The 19,242-nt window shown below is 69.3% G+C and carries 16 protein-coding genes; 9 read left to right on the top strand and 7 right to left on the bottom strand.

What is annotated here, in order from left to right; genetic code table 11:
- Positions 1-28: 28 nt before the first annotated feature.
- Entirely contained in the window at positions 29-349 is a 321-nt protein-coding gene (locus tag NV2_RS09275; protein ID WP_067871125.1) for a hypothetical protein, read from the bottom strand.
- A 181-nt stretch (positions 350-530) separates the two neighbouring features.
- On the opposite strand from NV2_RS09275, the gene NV2_RS09270 reads away from it, so the two are divergent.
- The 6 genes from NV2_RS09270 (at position 531) to NV2_RS09245 (ending at position 8,440) form a co-directional block, all read left to right on the top strand.
- Complete coding sequence (locus NV2_RS09270) at positions 531-1,853, top strand: sensor histidine kinase (RefSeq protein ID WP_067871124.1); 1,323 nt, start codon at positions 531-533, stop codon at positions 1,851-1,853.
- A 41-nt stretch (positions 1,854-1,894) separates the two neighbouring features.
- On the top strand, positions 1,895-2,548 hold the full coding sequence (locus NV2_RS09265; RefSeq protein ID WP_067871221.1) for a response regulator transcription factor: 654 nt from the start codon (positions 1,895-1,897) through the stop codon (positions 2,546-2,548).
- A 66-nt stretch (positions 2,549-2,614) separates the two neighbouring features.
- Complete coding sequence (locus NV2_RS32945) at positions 2,615-5,383, top strand: protein kinase domain-containing protein (protein ID WP_067871123.1); 2,769 nt, start codon at positions 2,615-2,617, stop codon at positions 5,381-5,383.
- 46 nt (positions 5,384-5,429) lie between these two features.
- Entirely contained in the window at positions 5,430-6,299 is an 870-nt protein-coding gene (locus tag NV2_RS09255; RefSeq protein WP_245662522.1) for a serine hydrolase, read from the top strand.
- A gap of 117 nt (positions 6,300-6,416) precedes the next feature.
- Entirely contained in the window at positions 6,417-7,319 is a 903-nt protein-coding gene (locus NV2_RS09250) for a serine hydrolase (protein ID WP_245662521.1), read from the top strand.
- Positions 7,320-7,405: 86 nt separating this feature from the next.
- Positions 7,406-8,440, top strand: coding sequence for an ATP-dependent 6-phosphofructokinase (locus tag NV2_RS09245; RefSeq protein WP_067871121.1), 1,035 nt, complete (start codon positions 7,406-7,408; stop codon positions 8,438-8,440).
- Positions 8,441-8,459: 19 nt separating this feature from the next.
- Here the strand turns inward: NV2_RS09245 and NV2_RS09240 are convergent, their stop codons facing one another.
- From NV2_RS09240 to NV2_RS09230, 3 genes are all read right to left on the bottom strand, one after another.
- Positions 8,460-10,379, bottom strand: coding sequence for a serine/threonine-protein kinase (locus tag NV2_RS09240; protein WP_067871120.1), 1,920 nt, complete (start codon positions 10,377-10,379; stop codon positions 8,460-8,462).
- 50 nt (positions 10,380-10,429) lie between these two features.
- Positions 10,430-11,089, bottom strand: coding sequence for a response regulator (locus NV2_RS09235; protein ID WP_067871119.1), 660 nt, complete (start codon positions 11,087-11,089; stop codon positions 10,430-10,432).
- 63 nt (positions 11,090-11,152) lie between these two features.
- Positions 11,153-12,379 carry a sensor histidine kinase gene (locus NV2_RS09230; protein WP_067871118.1) on the bottom strand — a complete coding sequence of 409 codons (1,227 nt, stop codon included), beginning with the start codon at positions 12,377-12,379 and terminating at the stop codon, positions 11,153-11,155.
- A 167-nt stretch (positions 12,380-12,546) separates the two neighbouring features.
- On the opposite strand from NV2_RS09230, the gene NV2_RS09225 reads away from it, so the two are divergent.
- Positions 12,547-15,162: an alpha/beta-hydrolase family protein gene (locus NV2_RS09225; RefSeq protein WP_245662520.1), complete on the top strand. Its 2,616-nt coding sequence runs from the start codon at positions 12,547-12,549 to the stop codon at positions 15,160-15,162.
- 82 nt (positions 15,163-15,244) lie between these two features.
- On the top strand, positions 15,245-15,694 hold the full coding sequence (locus tag NV2_RS09220) for a MarR family winged helix-turn-helix transcriptional regulator (RefSeq protein ID WP_067871117.1): 450 nt from the start codon (positions 15,245-15,247) through the stop codon (positions 15,692-15,694).
- A gap of 210 nt (positions 15,695-15,904) precedes the next feature.
- On the opposite strand, the gene gatA is transcribed toward NV2_RS09220, so the two are convergent.
- Together gatA and gatC are read right to left on the bottom strand one after the other, a co-directional pair.
- Positions 15,905-17,383, bottom strand: coding sequence for an Asp-tRNA(Asn)/Glu-tRNA(Gln) amidotransferase subunit GatA (gatA, locus tag NV2_RS09215; RefSeq protein WP_067871116.1), 1,479 nt, complete (start codon positions 17,381-17,383; stop codon positions 15,905-15,907).
- Positions 17,380-17,676, bottom strand: a complete 297-nt coding sequence (gene gatC / locus NV2_RS09210) for an Asp-tRNA(Asn)/Glu-tRNA(Gln) amidotransferase subunit GatC (protein ID WP_067871115.1) — start codon at positions 17,674-17,676, stop codon at positions 17,380-17,382. Before gatC ends, gatA begins: the two co-directional genes overlap by 4 nt.
- A 300-nt stretch (positions 17,677-17,976) precedes the next feature.
- Here gatC and NV2_RS09205 point away from each other — a divergent pair, with 300 nt between their 5' ends.
- Positions 17,977-18,627 carry an ACT domain-containing protein gene (locus NV2_RS09205; RefSeq protein ID WP_067871114.1) on the top strand — a complete coding sequence of 217 codons (651 nt, stop codon included), beginning with the start codon at positions 17,977-17,979 and terminating at the stop codon, positions 18,625-18,627.
- 93 nt (positions 18,628-18,720) lie between these two features.
- On the opposite strand, the gene NV2_RS09200 is transcribed toward NV2_RS09205, so the two are convergent.
- Positions 18,721-19,227, bottom strand: coding sequence for a GNAT family N-acetyltransferase (locus NV2_RS09200; RefSeq protein WP_157102817.1), 507 nt, complete (start codon positions 19,225-19,227; stop codon positions 18,721-18,723).
- Positions 19,228-19,242 lie beyond the last annotated feature (15 nt).

The following is a 19,242-nucleotide window of genomic DNA, read 5'->3' as shown; positions in this document are numbered from 1 at the left end:
CAGCGCCACAACCGGGTCGGATCGTCGCTCAGCGTGCCAGTACCGGCTCGCGCTGCCAATGCCCGGCCTCGTGCGCAGCGAGAATCGCATGCAGTTCCGGCTGTTGCGCGGCCAGTTCGCGATAGGCGTCGGCGGCGGACTGGCCCTGGATCTGCGCCTGATCCAGTTTCGCGCGTAAATGGTTGTCCCACCGATATCGCAGCGCGGCAAGTATTCCGGCGGGTCCCCCGAAGAGCCGATCGGATCCGGGGAGACCGGCCAGCAACTCGGGGGCCGTCGGGTCGACGGCCGCGCGAGCGAGTACCTCGTGCAGGATTTCGGTACGAGCGTGCTGGTCGTGCCAAGTCATCGCACCCTCTCCTCGAGCCGGGCATCCAGCGCGGTCGCCGGACGCGATGCGATTCACGCTACGGTCGCCGCGCGCGCAAGTCGTCGTGCCGAGGACGTGATTGGAACTCCTACCGCGGTAGGACCCGCGCCCCGTTCCGGGAACGATGCGGCGCCGGCGTACCGCGGGCTAGCCTGACACCATGGCTCCGACGAACGCCCGTGACCAGGGCAGGGTCGGCCGATCGTTGAGCAGGGTCGGCCGCCGTCTCGTCGATCTGATCAACGATCCCGCCGCGACGTTCCGGCGCCGCGTGGAGGAACTGGCGTTCGGCTATCCGGCCTCGGTGGTGATCACCGCGGATATCGCGATGCTGGTGGTAGCGGTCGCGGCCGCCGCACTACGCGTGCAGTACTTCACCACCGGGGTGCCGTTCCTGGCGATGGCACTGCTGATCGTCTGCTATCCGCTGCTGTTCTTCTTCGATCTGCCCCCGAAGCCCGCGGTATTCGCCGTCTCCGCCCTGGCCGGTCAGGCGCTGTTCCTGCTGCAACCGGTCTCACCGGACTGTTCGTCGCTGGTGCTGACGGTGATGGTGGGCATGGTGGCCGCCATTGCACCCAAGCGGATCAGTCTGTTCTGGATGGTCGTGGCGGTCGCGGAGATTCTGATCTTCTACGCGTTCGGCTACGGCGACGACATGGTCCAGGTGTATGTCGTCGGCATCGTGCTGGGCTGGATGGTCGGGCTGATGTTGCAGTTCCAGCGCCGGTCGCTGGATCAGGAACGCGAGAATCAGCAGATCCGCGCCGCCCAGGCCGCCGACGACGAACGCCGGCGGATAGCCCGTGAGGTGCACGATGTGATCGCCCACTCGCTCAGCGTCACGCTGCTGCATCTGACCGCCGCACGCCACGCCCTGGAAACCGATCGTGACGTCGACGAAGCGGTCGACGCACTCGGCGACGCCGAACGGCTGGGCCGCCAGGCGATGGCCGATATCCGGCACACGGTGGGCCTGCTCGACCAGCGGCCGTCGTCCATGGCACCCGAACCCGGTCTCGACGATATCGCCGATCTGGTAGCCGATTTCGTCGGCGCCGGACTGCCGGTGCACTACGAACTGAGCGGGGACGCCACCATGGTGTCGGCGTCGACCGGGCTCGCGCTGTATCGGATCAGCCAGGAATCGCTGTCCAATATCGCCAAACACGCGGCGGGCGCCGAGTCGGTACTGACCATCAGTGTCACCCCCGCCGAGGTGTCGGTGCGGGTGCGTAACACGCTGCCGGAGGGCCCGGCCCCACGCACCGGACGCGGAATGGGCATCAGCGGGATGCGGCAGCGCACCACCGCACTGGGCGGGACGCTGTCGGCCGGGCGCGCCGGTGAGCACTGGCAGGTCCTGGCCCGCATTCCATTCACCCCGGACGAGGGCTGCTCGTCGATGCCGTTCGAGGATCCGCTGTCGCTGGTGCGCGAGGCGATCACCTCACTGACCCGCAAACGCCAGGAGGGCGCGTGAATTCCCCGACCCCGTCGACCGAGCCCACCGCGACGACCACCGTGCTCGTCGTCGACGACCAGGAACTGGTACGCGGCGGACTACGCCGCATCCTGCGCCGCCGCGACGGTTTCGTGGTCACCGAATGCGGCGACGGCGACGAGGTCCCGGCGGCCGTGGCCACCTCCCGCCCCGACGTGGTGCTGATGGATCTGCGGATGAAACGGGTCGGCGGGATCGACGCCACGCACCTGCTGCGGACCCGCGACGACGCACCGCCGGTGCTGGTGCTGACCACCTTCGACGACGATCATCTGCTCTCGGGCGCGCTGCGGGCCGGCGCCGCCGGGTTCATCCTCAAGGACTCCCCCGCCGAGGATCTGATCCGGGCGGTGCGCACCGTGGCCGACGGCGGCTCCTGGCTGGACCCGTCGGTGACGGGCCGGGTGCTGTCGGCCTACCGCTCCGCCCGCGCCATCCCGGACGACTCCCGCTCACGGATGGGCGAACTCACAGCGCGCGAACTCGAAGTGCTGACACTCATCGGCCGCGGACGAGTGAATTCCGAGATAGCCGATCGGCTCGGAATCTCCGAAGTCACCGTAAAAACCCATGTGGGGCACATTTTCGGCAAGCTTGGACTTCGAGACCGCGCAGCCGCTATTGTGTTCGCGTTTGACCACGGCGTGGTCGCACCCGGAGAATCGGGGCCCTGAGGGGCAGGCACTCCGGTTCGCAACCGGCACGGTCGACCACCTTGCCCAGGAGTTGGAGGTTTACCGGTGGAAGTGCCGAGATCCCGGGCCGGCACCAAGTTCGGTCCCTACGAAGTGCGTTCGCTGCTCGGACGCGGTGGGACCGGCGAGGTGTACGAGGCGTTCGACACCGGTAAGGATCGCGTCGTCGCGCTGAAGGTCCTCCCCGAGGAACTCGCGCAGGACCCCGGCTACCAGCGTCGTTTCCGCCGTGAATCCCAGGCCGCGGCAGGTCTGGACGAACCGCACATCATCCCCATCCACAACTGGGGCACGATCGACGGCGTTCTCTACATCGAGATGCGGCTGGTCCGCGGCGAGAGCCTGCGCACCCTGCTGCGCCGCCAGGGGCAACTTGATCCCGAACGCGCCGTGGCGATCGTCGAGCAAGTGGCCGCGGCGCTGGATGCCGCGCATGCCGCCGGGCTGGTGCATCGCGATGTGAAACCGGCCAACGTCCTGGTCACGCCCGCCGATTTCGCATATCTCGCCGACTTCGGTATCGCACGCTCCGAGAGCGACAACGCGGCGACGACCACCGCCGGCTACGCCGCCGGTTCCTACACCTATATGGCACCGGAGCGCTTCGACTCCGGCCCGGTCAATGCTCGCGCCGATATCTATTCCCTCGCGTGTGTGCTCTACGAATGCCTCACCGGGCGGCCGCCGTTCCCGGCGGAAAGCATCAGCGTGCTGATCCGCGGCCACCTGTCCACCCCTCCGCCCTTCGCCAGCGCGGTGCGTTCGGACGTACCCGCCGCGATCGACGAGGTGATCGTGCGCGCGCTGGCCAAGGCCCCCGCCGACCGGTACCACACGGCGGGCCAATTCCTGGCCGCCGCACGCCGGGCCCTCGGTCACGGCGGTCGCGCGCCGGAGCCTGTGGGCGAGGCGAACACCTCGACGATCTTCGGGGCGGAACTGCTGTCCGGCGACCGCCCGGCCGATACCGGCTCGATGCAGGCGGTTCCGGCCGCAGCGCGCGAGGAAGACCTGCTCCGCGCCGCGGAGCCGACCACCTTCCAGCCTTTCGGACCGGAGGGGCCGACGATCGCCGCCCGCTTCCAGCCGCGTGGATACGCGCCCGCGGCAAGCGGGTCCGCAGACGAGGCGGCACCCGCGGATGCCACCCCTACCGGGCCGGAAGCGGAACCGCCCACGCAGGCCGAGGCACCGGAGGGGCCCGCCCAGCCGAGCCCGCCGGCAGCAACCTCACGGGGCTACGAAACCACCGGCACGCTGCGGATCATCACGCCACAGAGTGGGGACGAACGCGATACCTCCGGTGATCTGCCGGTGATCCGCCCCAACGACCCGACACTGGTCCGGCCGGGCGAGTTCAACTACACGCCGCTGCCCGGCGAGGGCACACCGCCCGCTCCCGCGGCACCGAGTTTGCCGCTGCGCACACCCCACCCGGCGGTCAGCACACCGCCACCGGCGGTCAGCCGACCCCACCGCACCGACGACGAGCGCGGCACTACCGCCGAGCACCCCTCGGCGGCGCAGCCACCGGCAGCGGCCGCTCCGGCCGCCGGTGGTGCGGCGGCGGGCGGCGCGGCGGCGGTCGGTGGTACCGCAGCCGTTGCCGGCGCAGCGGCTGTCGCCGGTACCGCGTCGACTGCCGATGCGTCGTCGGGTGCCGGTGCCGCAGAACAGCCGGCCCGGGCGGACAGCGATCCGCGCACCCAGTATCTGGATCCCTCGCAGTTCCACACCACGCCCGCAACCGACGCCTCCGCGCGGACCGAGTCGGTCGAGGCAGCCGAACCGGCCGCCGCGGCCATGCGGCCGGACGACGAGGACAGCGACTACCGGCAGGCCGATCCGGCCGATGCCAACGACGCGCCCACTCAGCTCCTGGATCCCATCCGCATCGACGACGAGTCCGGGGCGGCTGCCGAGGGCGCGACCGAGTTCCTGGACATCTCGCAGTTCAGCCACGCCACCGGCGAGCACGCACCCGCCGGTGCTGCTTCTGCTACCGAACTACTGGATATCAGCGAGTTCGGTACGGGCAGCGGCGTGCGCGGTTTCGACGACGAGGACTACCGCGATGACGAGGACGACTCGGATTACCGCGGCGCCGGGGAGTACTCCGATCAGGACTACGCGGACGAAGACTTCGCCGACGAGGACTATCACGACGACCGCTACGGTGACGATCCGGACGACGACTCGGTCCGGGACGAGGGTTTCGCGTTCAGCTCCACCGAACGCGGCAGGACCAAGACCAAGACCGCGAAGCGGCAGCGGTCGGTCGCGGTACCGATCGTGCTGGGCGCGCTCGGCGCCGCCATCCTGGCGGGAATCGTGGCGGTAGCTTGGCAGTTGCTGGGTTCCTCCGACAGCGACACCAGCGACAGCATCGCCTCCCCGGCCCAACCGGCCGTGACCGCCCAGCAGCCGAATGCCGGTGCCGCCGCACCCACCACGAGCACCGCGCCGACCGGCTCGACCACGAGCACCACCAGTGCGACCAGCACCACGAGCACCACGGCGGCACTGCCCGTCGGTGCCAGCCCGTGTTCGCAGAGCTCGGGAGTCGAGGACTCCTTCGGTAAGACGGCCACCGGCTCGTCGGTCACCTCGTGCGGCTTCGCCGAGGCGGTACGCGAGGCCTATGCGCAGGCGGCCGAATCGAGCGGCGCGACCAACGCGGCCAGCCCCCAGGCCACCACCTCGATCGTCGCGGTGAGCCCGGTGACCGGCCAGTCGTACCCTATGACCTGCACCAGTGACAACCGTGTCGTCACCTGTTCGGGCGGTGACAACGCGGTCGTCTATGTCTATTGACCCTTCGCCCAACAGGCACCGGGGTCGGCGGTTGTTCTTGGCAGGTATGGCATTTCTGGTTTCGGCGTGCGCGGCGCACGGTGCGGTGATCGCCCCGGAGCCGGCCCGGCCGCGGCCTGCGACGGACATGGCGCACCGGCCCCAGCTGCCGTCCACGCCCAGTCCGGTCGCGGCCGTACCCAGCGGCCTGGCGGCTGATTTCGCGCAGTTGCGGTCCGAGTTTCCCGGGCAGATGGGCCTGGCCGTGATGGCGGTGGGCGGCGACCGGGCCGTCACCCTGGGTGATTGGCACGCCGGGGTGGCGTGGTCGACGATCAAGGTGCCGTTGGCGCTGGCAGCGCTGCGGCGTGATCCGGTGGGCCAGGCCGACCTGGCGACGGCGGCGATCACCGAATCCGACAACGATGCCGCGCAGGCGCTCTGGATCTCGTTGGGCGGCGGCAAGCCCGCCGCCGAGGCGGTCGAGGCCGTGCTACGCGAGGCCGGTGACACCACCACCGATGTCGCCGACCGACACAATCCGGACTCCGCCGCGACCATCGACCATCCCATGGTCTTCGGGGCCACGCAGTGGAGCCTCGGTGATCAGGTGGAGTTCGCATCGCGGCTACCGTGCCTGCAGCAGGCCTCGCGGGTACTGGGGTTGATGCGCCGGATCACCGACGAGCAGCGCTGGGGGCTGGGATCGTTCGTCGGAGCCGAATTCAAGGGTGGCTGGGGACCCGACGACGATACCGGCGCCTATCTGCTGCGACAGTTCGGAATCATCCCCACCTGGTCCGGCGGGCTGGCGATAGCGCTTGCCGCCCATCCGGATTCGGGGGACTACGACGACGCGATCACGATGATGGACCGGATGGCGGCCGTCGTGGCCCGGCATGTGCACGAGTTGCACGGCGGGGAATGCAGACCATAGCCGCGACGCATATACACCGGTCCCGGTGCCGCATTTGACCCGCTGACCGGTACGGCACAGAATGCCTCGATCGAGGGTGGTGCCGTGTCGGACCGCCCGGGATGTGGAGGTAGAACGGTGTACAGACCATTGCGGTCGGCATATCGGCGTCCGGCGCTTCGCCGCACGCTCTCCGCACTCGGCGCCGGCTTGTTACTCGCAACGGCCGCATGCTCGTCCAGCACACCCAGCCAGCCCACGACCACCACCGAGGCCCCGCCGGCCGAGACGACCGTCCGGGCGACCCCGTTCGCACTGCCCGGCTCGCTGGCCGCAGATTTCGCGGAACTGCAGCCGAGCCTCGGCGGCCGGGCCTCGATGTCGATCATGGCCGTCGGTGGGCGGGGCGCCGCGGATATGGGCGAGTGGAGCCCCGGTCCGGCCTGGTCGACGATGAAAGCTCCGCTGGCACTCGCCGTGCTGCGGACCAATGGCAACACTCGCACATATCAGATGACGGCCGCGCTCACCGAATCCGACAACCTCGCCGCCGACGGGCTGTGGCAGCAATTGGGCACTCCGGACCAGGCCGCCCACGCGGTGCAGGCAGTACTGCGGGAAGGCGGTGACGAGCGCACCACCGTGCCCGCGACCCCGCCCCGCTCCCAATATTCCGCCTTCGGGCAGGCCGACTGGTCGCTGAGCGACCAGGTGCGCTGGGCGTCCCGGCTGCCGTGCCTGCCCGATTCCGATACCGTCACCGCGCTGATGGGTCAGGTGGTGTGGGGCCAGCAATGGGGGCTCGGACGGCTCGGCGACGCACGCTTCAAGGGCGGCTGGGGCCCGGATCCGCAGGGGAACTATCTGGTGCGTCAGTTCGGCCTGCTCCCCACGGCCCGCGGCGAGGTCGCGATCGCGATTGCCGCACAGGCGAGTTCCGGAACCTTCGACGACGGTGTCCAGATTCTCAACCGGATGACCGACCTGCTCACCAAGCATCGCGACGATCTCCCCGCCGGTCGGTGCCCCGCCGGGCAGTGACCGGTATCCGTGCTCGGCGGTTGCTGTAACCGAAAGTTGACGGGGGCGAGGCTGCGGGACGAGGCCCGGCGGGGCAAGATGGCGGCATGCGCATCGGAGTCTTGACCGGAGGCGGAGACTGCCCAGGCTTGAACGCGGTGATCCGAGCGGTTGTTCGCACGGCGAACGGCCGCTACGGCGACGCGATCGTCGGGTTTCAGGATGGTTGGCGCGGGCTGCTCGAGGACCGCAAGATCCATATCCACAACGACGACCGCACCGACCGCATCCTCACCAAGGGCGGCACCATCCTCGGTACCGCCCGGACCAATCCGGAGGTGCTGCGCGAGGGCCTGGGGCGGGTGAAACGCACCCTCGACGACAACGGCATCGATGCGCTGATCCCGATCGGAGGCGAGGGCACACTCACCGCCGCGCACTGGCTGTCCGAGGAAGGTGTGCCCGTGGTGGGTGTGCCCAAGACGATCGACAACGATATCGACTGCACCGACACCACTTTCGGGCACGACACCGCCGTCACCATCGCCACCGATGCCATCGACCGGCTACACACCACCGCCGAATCACATCAGCGCGTCATGCTGGTCGAGGTGATGGGCCGCCACGCCGGCTGGATCGCGATGAACTCCGGAATCGCCTCCGGCGCGCATCTGACCCTGCTGCCCGAGGTGCCCTTCGACGTCGACGAGGTGTGTACCATGATCAAACGCCGCTTCCAGCGTGGCGATTCGCATTTCATCCTGGTGGTCGCCGAGGGCGCGAAACCCGCCGAGCAGGAGTCGTTCCACCTGCGTGAAGGCGGTGTCGACGAATACGGGCACGAGCGCTTCACCGGAGTGGCCCATCAGCTCGGGGTGGAGATCGAACGCCGTATCGGTAAGGAGGTGCGCACCACGGTGCTGGGCCATGTGCAGCGCGGCGGTAAACCCACCGCCTACGACCGGGTGCTGGCCACCCGCTTCGGCCTGCACGCCGCCGAGGCGGTGCACTCGGGCCACTTCGGGCAGATGGTGACGCTGCGTGGCACCGAGATCGGCCTGGTGCCCCTCGCCGAAGCCACCAAACAGCTCAAGCTGGTGCCGACGGACCGGCACGCCGAGGCGGCGGCCTTCTTCGGGTGAGAGTGCCGGACGCGCAGGCTCACGCCAGCGGCAGTCCGCGACACCAGGAGTCGAACTCGGGATAGGTCTTGCCACTGTCCAGGCTCGTCCAGTACTCGTTGTGCGCGACGATCAGATACGTTGCGCGCGAGGAGTCGGTGAATTCGATGACGTTCCAGAACTCGTTGGGCACCGCGGATTCCTGGGTCCGCCACAGGTGACTGCGGTAGGCGACACCGTCGGCGCTGGTCCCCGATTGCGCCGTGTTGGCCGGCAGTGCCGCGATCGCACTGCTCACCTCGGACGACGATTTGTAGGCCAGGACCGCGTATTCGGGTTTGTCCACCGCACCCCAGCAGTCCCACGCCTCGGTCCAGTTCCCGAGTTTCAGGTCGGCGGTCTGTCCGGGGGCCCGCAGGGCCGAGGTGTCGGTCTCACGGAAACAGGACTGGCCGTCGTATCCGTCGCCCAGGCTGCCCCCGGCCGCCGACGGCTTCACCAACTGCGGGAACGTGGACTGCATGGCGTCGGCATGCGAAGCACTACCCCGGTGATCCGCGGCGTCGGCAGCGTCGCTGTCGCTGTCCACCACGGCGAACACGGCCACGGCGACCACAGCCACCAGGAGCAGCACCGCGAGGACGATGCCCACCACCACACCGGTGGAGCGCTTACGCGGCTGGGGAAAGCCAGCGACCGGTGCCCCCGGGCCGTACGACGGCCGGCCCGGCGCTGCGGGACCATAGTTACCCGGGGTGGTGGGCCCGTAGTTGCCGGGTGCGGTCGGGCCGAAGTGACCGGGCGCGGTCGAGCCATACCCCATGGGAGGTGCGGAAGTCGCACCGTACCCGGCATCCGGTAACGCGGCCGAGTACGGGGTTCCCGGCGCACCGGTCCCGTAGGCCACACCGCTGCCGGTCGGGGAGCCATAGCCCGGCCCGGCCGTCGGATCGGACGGGTAGCCGGCCGGCCCGGACGTTGTGGCCGGGGCTGCCGGATACCCCGGAGGTGCCGGCGCCGCTGCCGGCCCGGCGGAGGTCCCGGCGACGACCGGCGCCGGTGGAAATTGCGGTGGCGCAGCGGTAGTCGGTACCGGCGCCCCGGGGAATCCGTTCTGCCCCGCTGCGGGAGCGCTCAGTGCCGCGCGCGCCGCGGCCGCGAATTCCCGGCAGCTGCCGAATCGTTCGACCGACCGCTTGGCCATCGCGCGGGCGATCACCGCATCCATCGCCCGGGACAGCCCCGCGCGGCGGGCGCTCGCGGGTGGGACCGGCAGTTGCAGATGTCCGCGGATCACCTCGGTGGGGTGTTCGGAGTCGAACGGCCCGGTGCCGGTGAGCAGCCAATACAGCGCGCAGGCCAGGGAATACTGGTCGGAGCGGTGATCCAGTTCGGCGCCGGTCATCTGCTCCGGTGAGGCGTAGGCGAGGGTGGCGGTGAACATCCCGGCCTGGGTCAGATGGGTGGAATCCTCACGCAGGCGGGCGATACCGAAATCGGTGAGGAACACCCGCTCGCCCTTCCCATCGACCGCGCGGGCCAGCAGAATGTTGGCGGGCTTCACATCTCGATGCATGACACCGTTGCCGTGTGCATAGTCCAGGGCGTCGGCGACGCCCTCGATGATCTGCACGGCACGTTCCACCGGCAGGGTCCGCGGATCGACGGTGGCGGCGTCGATCCCGTCGACGTACTGCATGCAGATCCACAGCTGGTCGTCCTCCACGCCGCGGTCGTAGACGGCGACGATGCCCGGATGGTCGAGCTGGGCACACAGATCCGCCTCGCGTTCGAAACGGGCCCGGATCTCGGCGTCGGTGTAGAGCTCCCGGTTCAGCAGCTTCAGCGCGGTCAACCGGGGCAGGCGTGGATGCCGCGCCAGATACACCGACCCCATCCCCCCCTGCCCGAGCAGACGCTGCACGGTGAAGCCGGCAAATACGTCACCGTTGTCCAACACCTGCGTTCCCCCTTCCGGCGACTACCAGGTGGGGATCCTACCCGGACCACTCACCCCGGCGTGACCAGCCCGGATTCGTAGGCGATCACCACGGCTTGCGCGCGATCACGCAGGTCGAGCTTGGAAAAGACCTTGGACACATGGGTTTTCACTGTCTGCTCGGCCACGAACAGGGACTCGGCGATTTCGGTGTTCGACATCCCCTTGGCGATCAGCTCGAGCACCTCGCGTTCGCGCGGGGTGAGCATTCCCAGCGCCGGCGACGGCTTGGGACGGACCCGGCGGCGCGTGACGTCGGCGATCAGGCGACGGGTGACCGTGGGAGCCAGCAACGCCTGCCCCTCGGCGACGACCCGCACCGCTCGCACCAGTTCGTCGGCGGGCGCATCCTTGAGCAGAAATCCGCTGGCTCCCAAGCCCAATGCCTCGTAGACGTAGTCGTCGATATCGAATGTGGTGAGCATCAGTACCCGGACCGGCGGATCGAATCCGGCGGCGAGAATGGCACGGGCGGCCTCGAGTCCGTTCATGTGCGGCATCCGCACATCCATCAACACCACGTCGGGGCGCAGCCGCTTGGCCTCGGTCACCGCCACCGCACCGTCGGCGGCGTCTCCGATGACACTGATGTCGGGTTGGGCGGCCAGCAGCGCGCCGAAGCCCTGCCGCACCATGGCTTGGTCGTCGGCGATCAACACGGTTATGGGCATGACCGCCTCAGGGGTCTCGGCGCACGGGTTCTCATCGCCGCCAAGTCTGACACGAACACCCAGTCAGTGGGCAGCGCCCGGCAGCACCACGGCCGGGGAACCGGTCGGAATCGGCAACCGCGCGTACACCTGGAACCCACCGTCGGACCGCGGTCCGGCGGCCAGTACACCTCCGATCGATTCTGCTCGCGTGCGCATCCCGGCGATACCACTGCCGTCGGCCCCGGAACTGACCACCGCCACGGTCGGGTCGTTGCCGACGACGGCCTCCGCGGCCTCCGGGGTGACCGTGATCGCGACCGTCACCGCCGCGCCGGGCGCATGCCGGGACACGTTCGACAGCGACTCCTGCACGATCCGGTACAACGCCAGGCCGACGGTGTCGGGCACGGCCTCCAGGGTGCCGTCGATCGTCCACTCGACGGTCATCCCCGCGCGCCGCGCGCCGTCCAGCATGGTCACCACATCCGCGGCCGTCGGCTGCGGTGCGTGCTCGGGTAGTTGTCCGTCGCTGCGCAGCACGCCGAGCATGCTGCGGATCTCGTTGAGCGCCTCCCGGGCGGATCCGCCGATGGCCTCGAACTCCGCCCGCGCGGCCGGGGAGATATCGGCCACCCGGTAGGGCGCCGTCTGCGCCTGCACCACCACCATCGACATGTGGTGGGCCACCACATCGTGCAGATCGCGGGCGATCCGCGCCTTCTCCTCGAGAATCGTGCGGCGCGCTCGTTCGAGCTCGTTCTCCTCTTCCTGCCGCACCAGCGCCTGCCGCGACATCACCAGCCACCGCACCACCAGTCCGAAGCCGACCAGTCCGGTCATCGCCAGCGGCCAGCCGAAGCCGGCTTCGGCGAAGGACGACCCGGCCGACATGGTGGTGCCGAACAGCACCGACGACGAGATCCAGGCAATGAGCACGATCTGCATCGGCGCCCGCACCGCCACCGCGAACAGCAGCGTGAACAGCACCAGAATGTGCACGACCTGGAAAGACAGGTCGTTGCCGGGCTGATGCGGTATCGCCAGGGCGATCAGCAACGCCGCGCCTGCCGAGATCGCCCAGCCCAGGGCGGGGTTGACGCGCACCAGAGCCAGGGGGAACACCGCCAGAGCAGCGATGAACGGCTGCGCGGCCGGCGGAACCTGATGGGTGACGTGCAGTGTCGGCCACGCCACCGCGAACAGAGTGCCGATCACCAGCACCGTCGCGATGTCGAACCACAGCCGGGTGCGGCCCGGAGTCCGCGCCGAGGTCCGGACTCGCCGCACCGCGCGTATCGCCATTGTCATGGGTACGAGCCTAGAAATCCCGGTTCGATCCGTCCTCACCCCCGCGGTCGATATCGCACCCCCTACCCCGGTATGAGCCCGGTCGCGAGGCACACCCCGGTAGCGCGGCCGAAATCGATCTTCGGCGGGAGGTCGGCAGCGGGCCCGGATTCCTAATTTCGACTGCTATGAACGAAGTGACGGCGCCGGACGGTGCCGACTGTGCGGACCACGCCCCGGCCCCACGCCGGGCCGCCTCCGGGCGCCGGCCTCGCTCGACCGGGCGCGAGCTGCTGCCCGCCCGGCGGCGCGGTGCACCGTGGCGCCGAGGTCTCGCCGTCCTGGTGCTGCTGGGCAGTCTCGTCGCAGTGGTGGCACCCTCGGCGGGCGCGGCCGCGGCGGACGACGGCCCCTCCGATACTCGGCACGCCGCAACGACGGAGGATGCCTCCGCAGGAGCAGCGGTTCGCGCACTGACCAGCACCGACCCGTCCCGGGTGGTCGTCCCCCCGGATTTCGCGGCGTCGCTGGGCTATCTGCCCGCGACCATCGACGGCAGTGCGGCGAATCCCTCGGGTGAGTGTTCCTCCCCCGTCGCACTCCCGGCCGAATTCGATACCGCCTGTAAAGCCCACGACCTGGGCTACGACCTGCTGCGCTACGCGGACCGGCACGGCGGGGCACTCGGCCCGTGGGCCCGCAAGGCCCTCGACCGCACGCTGGAACAGCGGATGGTCGCCGCCTGTGCGGATCGCGACGCCGCGGTGGCGCGGCTGCGGTGCACGACGATGGCCGCCGTCGCGGCCGCGGCGGTCGACCTGAACTCGCTGCGCCAGCACTACGCCGCGCCCAGGCCCGAACAGTTCCTCGGCGCAACGCTTTCCGGTACGGAGGCGGGGCCGCGGGTGGTACAGATCCTCGCACCGCTCGCGATGGTGCTGCTGATGGTCGCGGCGCTGTTCGCCATCGTGCGCCGTACGATCACCCCGCGCACGAGGCTCGCCGGCGGGGCGCCGGACGGGCCGCGGCAGGTCGAACTGCGGCTCGGCACACCGGCGCGGCAGGCCCGGCCCACACGTCCGATGGAACGCAGTCCCGAGCCGACGTGGCGAACCGGTGCCGTAGTCCGCGCGGCTGCACCTGACCATTCGACCGAGGTCCGCGCCCGGTCACCGCACCGCGGTCGCGCCTCTCTACTTCGTGCGGTCACGCTCGCGCGCCGCGGCCGCGCACTGCTGCGGCAGACATGCACTGCCGTGCGGCGCCGAACGGGTGCAGACCTCCAGCGCGCAGGTCACCTGCTACTTCGAGGCGGGCGGCACGGGCGAGGGCTGGTCCACACGGTCGTATCCCGCAGCCGCCTGCACCTGGGTCGAGTGACGCGTCCCCTGGTTCAGCGAACGCCCCGGTCCGCAGCGCACCGGACGACCCGCTCCGCGGCGCGGCAGGCGCCCCGGTCTGCTGCGCGGCGATTCGCGACACTGTGCTCACCTCGGGTAGGGACCATCGTTGCCGCGGCCTCGGGTATCGCGGTATCGCTGGCACCGGGACTACTGCCACGCACCGCGATCGCACAGGCGATACTGACCGCGCTGCTGATCCTGATCGCACTCGCGGCCGCCGGCGTAGGACGAAAAATACTGGGCTACTTCGGGGTCGGCACAGACCGGTGGGCACGGCACCGTCGCGCGGTGGTGATCGGGAGCACGGCGCTGGTATCCACCATCGCGGGGTACGACTGGTACTGGCAGAACCGGCTGCGTGGCGCAATGGATTTCCCCGCACTCGGCCCGTGGTACTGGCTGCACTGGGCGGTAGGAGTGGTGGCTGTGCTGGTGCCGGTAATGCTGTTCGCACGCGGACTGCACTGGGCGGCAGGGTATGCCGGGCGGCTACCGACCGCGGCGGCAATCGCGGTGACGGTGCTGGCCGGACAGTTCGCGGTTCTTCCGGCCCTGGTCGATCGGCAACAGAGCGCCTTCGCGGCAGCCGATACGACCATGGACCCGACCGTGGTGCAGCCGGTTTCACACTCCCGCTCCGGAAGTGCGGATTCCGAGGTGAGCTGGGCCTCGCTCGGGGCCGAGGGACGTAAATTCGTCTCCGACAAGGGCAGTTCGGCCCGGGTGTACATCGGTCTCGATTCCGCTCCGGATCTCGATTCCCGTATCGCCCTGGCACTGCGAGAGATCGAACGGGCCGGCGGGTTCCGCCGCGGACATCTGGTCCTGATGATTCCCACCGGGTCGGGCTGGCTGGATGCCAAGGCCGCGCACGGCCTGGACGAACGGTTCGGCGGCGACGCGACGCTGGTCGGCATGCAGTATTCGAAGGCACCGAGCTGGGTCACCTTCCTGTTCGCCCGCGAGGACGCGGAACGATCCGCGCGCGAGCTGTTCACCGCGCTGGAAAGCCGCCTGGCGACCATGGACCGTCCTCCGGAGCTCTTTGTCTACGGTCAGAGCCTCGGCGCGACCGCGGGCAGCGCGATCTTCGCGGGCGACGACGACGAACGTTCCCGGGTCTGTGCGGCACTGTGGGCCGGTCCGCCCGCCGCGGCGGTCCATCACGGCGGCGCGACCGTACTGGCCAACTCCTCCGATCCGGTGGTGCAGTGGTCACCGCAGTTGCTGTGGCGGGCACCCGATCTCACCGGCACCCGCACCGACGCACCCCACCCGCCGTGGTTGCCGGTGGTGAGCTGGGTGCAAACCACCGCCGATATGCTGTCGGCACTGGCTCCGGGACCGGGGCACGGCCATCGCTACGGCACCGATCAGGGCACCGCGCTGGGTTCGTGCTGATCAGCACCCGTGCCTGCGCCCAGCGCAACGTATGCTATACCGGTTCTCGCAGGTCAGAACTGTAAAGCGGCGGAAGGACAGCATGGACAAGCCCACGAAATCGGTGGAATTCGAGACCATGCTGCTCGGCCGCTACACCCTCAATCCGCGGTACCGCCGCGACGGCACCCGGCTCGATCGCAGCGCATATCTACTGCTGAGCCGACTGGCCATCGAGGGACCGATGTCGATCGGGCAACTCAGTGAGGCGTTCGGGCTGGACGCCTCCACGCTGAACCGGCAGACCGCGACCCTGTTGCGCGCCGGAAGCGTGGAGCGCATTCCGGACCCCGACGGTGGGATGGCCCGCAAGTTTCGCATCACACCGGACGGCCTGCAGGACCTCGAATCCGAACGCGAAGCCAATATCGAGGGGCTCAGCCGCGTCCTGACGGACTGGCCGGACGAGGACATCGTGCGCTTCGCCGGATACCTACAGCGCTTCAATACCGATATCGAGCGCCTCGACGGTCGCCCCTGGCCCCGACCCTGACCAGCCGTCTGCCCTGCGACACGCGTCGGTGCCGTTGCGTGCGCCGCGGTCACGGCCGAGTACACGGCGCCGGCGACCGAGGCGGCCGCGGCGCGGTCGAATAGGCGACGCTACTGATCCAGTGGGCCACGGTGGTGAGATACGCTGCGGCCCCGCCCAACCCGGCCGGTTCTCGGCGGGAAGGACGGGGCCGTGAGTGGTGAGGGGTGGTCAGTCGATCGGGCCGCGAGCCGCCTCGTAGGCAGCACCCACCCGGTAGAGCCGGTCGTCGGCCAGTGCGGGGGCCATGATCTGCAGCCCGACCGGGAGACCGTCATCCGCACTGAATCCCGACGGCACCGACATGCCGCAGTGCCCGGACAGATTGGTCGGCAGGGTGCACAGGTCCGACAGGTACATCGCCAGCGGATCGTTCACCTTCTCGCCCAGCTTCCACGGCGTGAACGGGCTGGTCGGCGAGACCAGCACGTCGACGCTCCGGTAGGCCTTGTCGAAGTCCTGCGCGATGAGGGTGCGTACCTTCAGCGCCTGACCGTAGTAGGCGTCGTAGTAGCCGGCCGACAGCGCATAGGTGCCGATCATGATGCGCCGCTTGACTTCCGGACCGAAGCCGGCCTCGCGGGTCAACGACATGACCTGCTCGGCCGAATGGGTGCCGTCGTCGCCGGCGCGCAGGCCGTAACGCATCGCGTCGAAGCGGGCCAGGTTGGACGAGACCTCGCTGGGCATGACCAGATAGTAGGAGGCCAGCGCGTATTCGAAGTTCGGGCAGGACACCTCGACGACCTCGGCACCCAGCTCCTTCAGCTGCGCCACCGCGGCGTCGAACGAGGCGAGCACGCCGGGCTGATAGCTGCCGGAATGCAGTTCCTTGACCACTCCGACCTTCACACCGGACAGATCACCGCGGGCACCCTCGCGCGCGGCCTGCACCACCGGTGCGACCGGAACATCGCGCGAGGTCGAATCCCGTGGGTCGTACCCGGCGATCACCTCGTGCAGCAGCGCCGTGTCGAGCACCGTGCGCCCGCACGGGCCGCCCTGGTCCAGGGAAGACGCGCAAGCCACCAGGCCGTAGCGCGACACGGTGCCGTAGGTGGGCTTGGTGCCGACGGTCGCGGTCATCGCGGCCGGCTGCCGAATCGAACCACCGGTGTCGGTGCCGATCGCCAGCGGCGCCTGGTAGGAGGCCAGCGCGGCCGCCGAGCCACCACCGGAACCGCCCGGAATGCGGCCGGTGTCGCGCGGGTTGCGGGTGGGGCCGTACGCGGAGTTCTCGGTGGACGAACCCATCGCGAATTCGTCCATATTGGTCTTGCCGAGGAGGGGGATGCCGGCGGCCCGCAGCTTGGCCGTCACCGTTGCGTCGTAGGGCGACACCCAGCCCTCGAGAATCTTCGACGCGCAGGTGGTGGGCATATCCGTGGTGGTGAAAACATCCTTGAGCGCCAACGGGACTCCCGCCAGCGGGGAGGCGACGGTGCCCGCGGCGATCGCGGCGTCGACCTCGGCGGCGGTGGCCAGCGCCTGCTCACCGGCCACGTGCAGGAAGGCGTTCAGTTCACCGTCGACCTCGGCGATGCGCTGCAGATGCGCCTCGGTGACCTGCACCGAGGACACCTCTCCACCGTGAATCTTGTCCGCCAGCTCGGCCGCGGTCAGTTTCGTGAGGTCACCCGTGCCGCTCATTCGCCCTCTCCCAGGATCTGCGGGACCATGAACCGCTGCTCATCGACGGCGGGCGCACCGGACAGCGCCTCACCCGGGGTGAGACCGGGGACCACGACATCCGGGCGAGTGACGTTCGTGTCCGGGTTCGGCGACGCGGTGGCGGGCACGTCGGCGGCGACCTCGGTGATGACCCGCACGTGACTCAGGATCGAATCCAGCTGACCGGCATACAGATCGAGCTCTTCGTCGGTGAGAGCGAGCCGGGACAGCCGGGCGAGGTGTGCGACCTCGTCGCGGGATATGGCGGGCACCGCGAAACCCCTTTCGGCAGGTTGGTGCATGTCGGTGGCGCAGGGCGCTGCGCACAGACCACCCTAATGGGGTCGGGACGGGCGGGGGCAGCGCACCCCCGCTGCGAAGCGGACACAAGGTTGACACCACAACGTCACCCGGTCTGCACTGGCACGGCGCCCGGGATCGGCCGACAATGGGTGTGGCATACGTCACTACGCCCGGTTCGGGTGGTTTGCGCTGAAGCAGCGGGTGTAAGTATAGCGAGACTCGGGTATCCGTCCGAAAGTCTCGGTCGCACAGGAAAGGAAGGAAAGCACGTGTCATTTCTGCTTCGCGTGCAACTTCCGGATCGCCCAGGAAGTCTTGGTTCACTCGCCCTCGCATTGGGCTCCGTCGGCGCCGACATCCTCTCGCTGGATGTGGTCGAACGCGGCGCCGGCTATGCGATCGACGATCTGGTGGTGGAGGTCTCCTCGGGCGCGCTGCCCGATACGCTGATCACCGCCGCCGAATCGCTCACCGACGTACGAGTCGATTCACTTCGCCCGTACTCCGGCATCCTCGACACCCATCGCGAGCTGGAATTGATCGATCAGGTCGCCACCGCGCGCGACGACCGGCTGCAGGTGCTGGTCGACGGCGTACCACGGGTGCTGCAGGTCGGGTGGAGCACGGTGATGGACATGGGCACCGACGGCGGCCGGCGCCTCGTCGGCAGCGCCAGCGCACCCGAGACACAGGCAGGCAGCGTGCCGTGGATGCCCCTGGAGAAGCCCCTCGCCCTCGATCCCGACGCCGACTGGGTACCACAGATCTGGCGCGATATGGATACCAAGCTCGCCGCTGCACCACTGGGCAACACCGGCAAGGCGCTGCTACTCGGCCGTCCCGGCGGACCCGATTTCCGTCCGTCGGAAATCGCGCGGCTGGGTTATCTGGCGGGGATCATCGCCACCGTACTCACCTGATCGACCAGGTGCGGACGCCGAGTGCAGTTGGCGCACAGGCCAGGTCGGCTAAGGAGCGTCACCACAGCCATCCGGCTCGGGCGGTGACACGGCTCAGGTGGTGGCGCGACGCATGACCGTGAGTGGCAGCCCGGCGTCGGTCTGCCAGTCCCGGTCGGCCGCGTGCAGGAACCCCGAACGCTGGTAGATGCGGCGGGCGGCGGCCATGGTCGGCATCGTGGTGAGCACGACCGCCTCGAACCCCTCGGCAGCGGCGGTGTCGAGCACAGCGCGAACCAGCGCGGTTCCCACGCCTGCGCCCCGGGCCTGTGGTGACACCGCCAGCATGCGGAACTCCAGCTCACCGGGCCGCGCGATATCGGCGTAGGGCGTGCCGGGCCGGGCAATGGTCAGCGAGCCGACCACCTCGGAATCACGCACCGCGACAAGTACTTCCGCGTCCTTCGCGCGCGTCTCGGTATCACCCAGCTCGGCAACATACGGGCTCTGTGCCGGCACATGCCCCTCACCGACGTAGATGTCCACCGTCAACCGTGCGACAGCCGCGAAATCGTCCGGTTCGGCAGCTCGCACCCGCACCAGGGAATCCCATTGCTCCATGGCCCCATGGTGCCA

Origin of the sequence: Nocardia vermiculata NBRC 100427 (genome assembly GCF_001613265.1) — a bacterium.
GTDB classification, from domain to species: Bacteria; Actinomycetota; Actinomycetes; order Mycobacteriales; family Mycobacteriaceae; genus Nocardia; species Nocardia vermiculata.
Note: the sequence above shows the minus strand (reverse complement) of the source record. Positions and strands in the feature narration are given on the sequence as shown.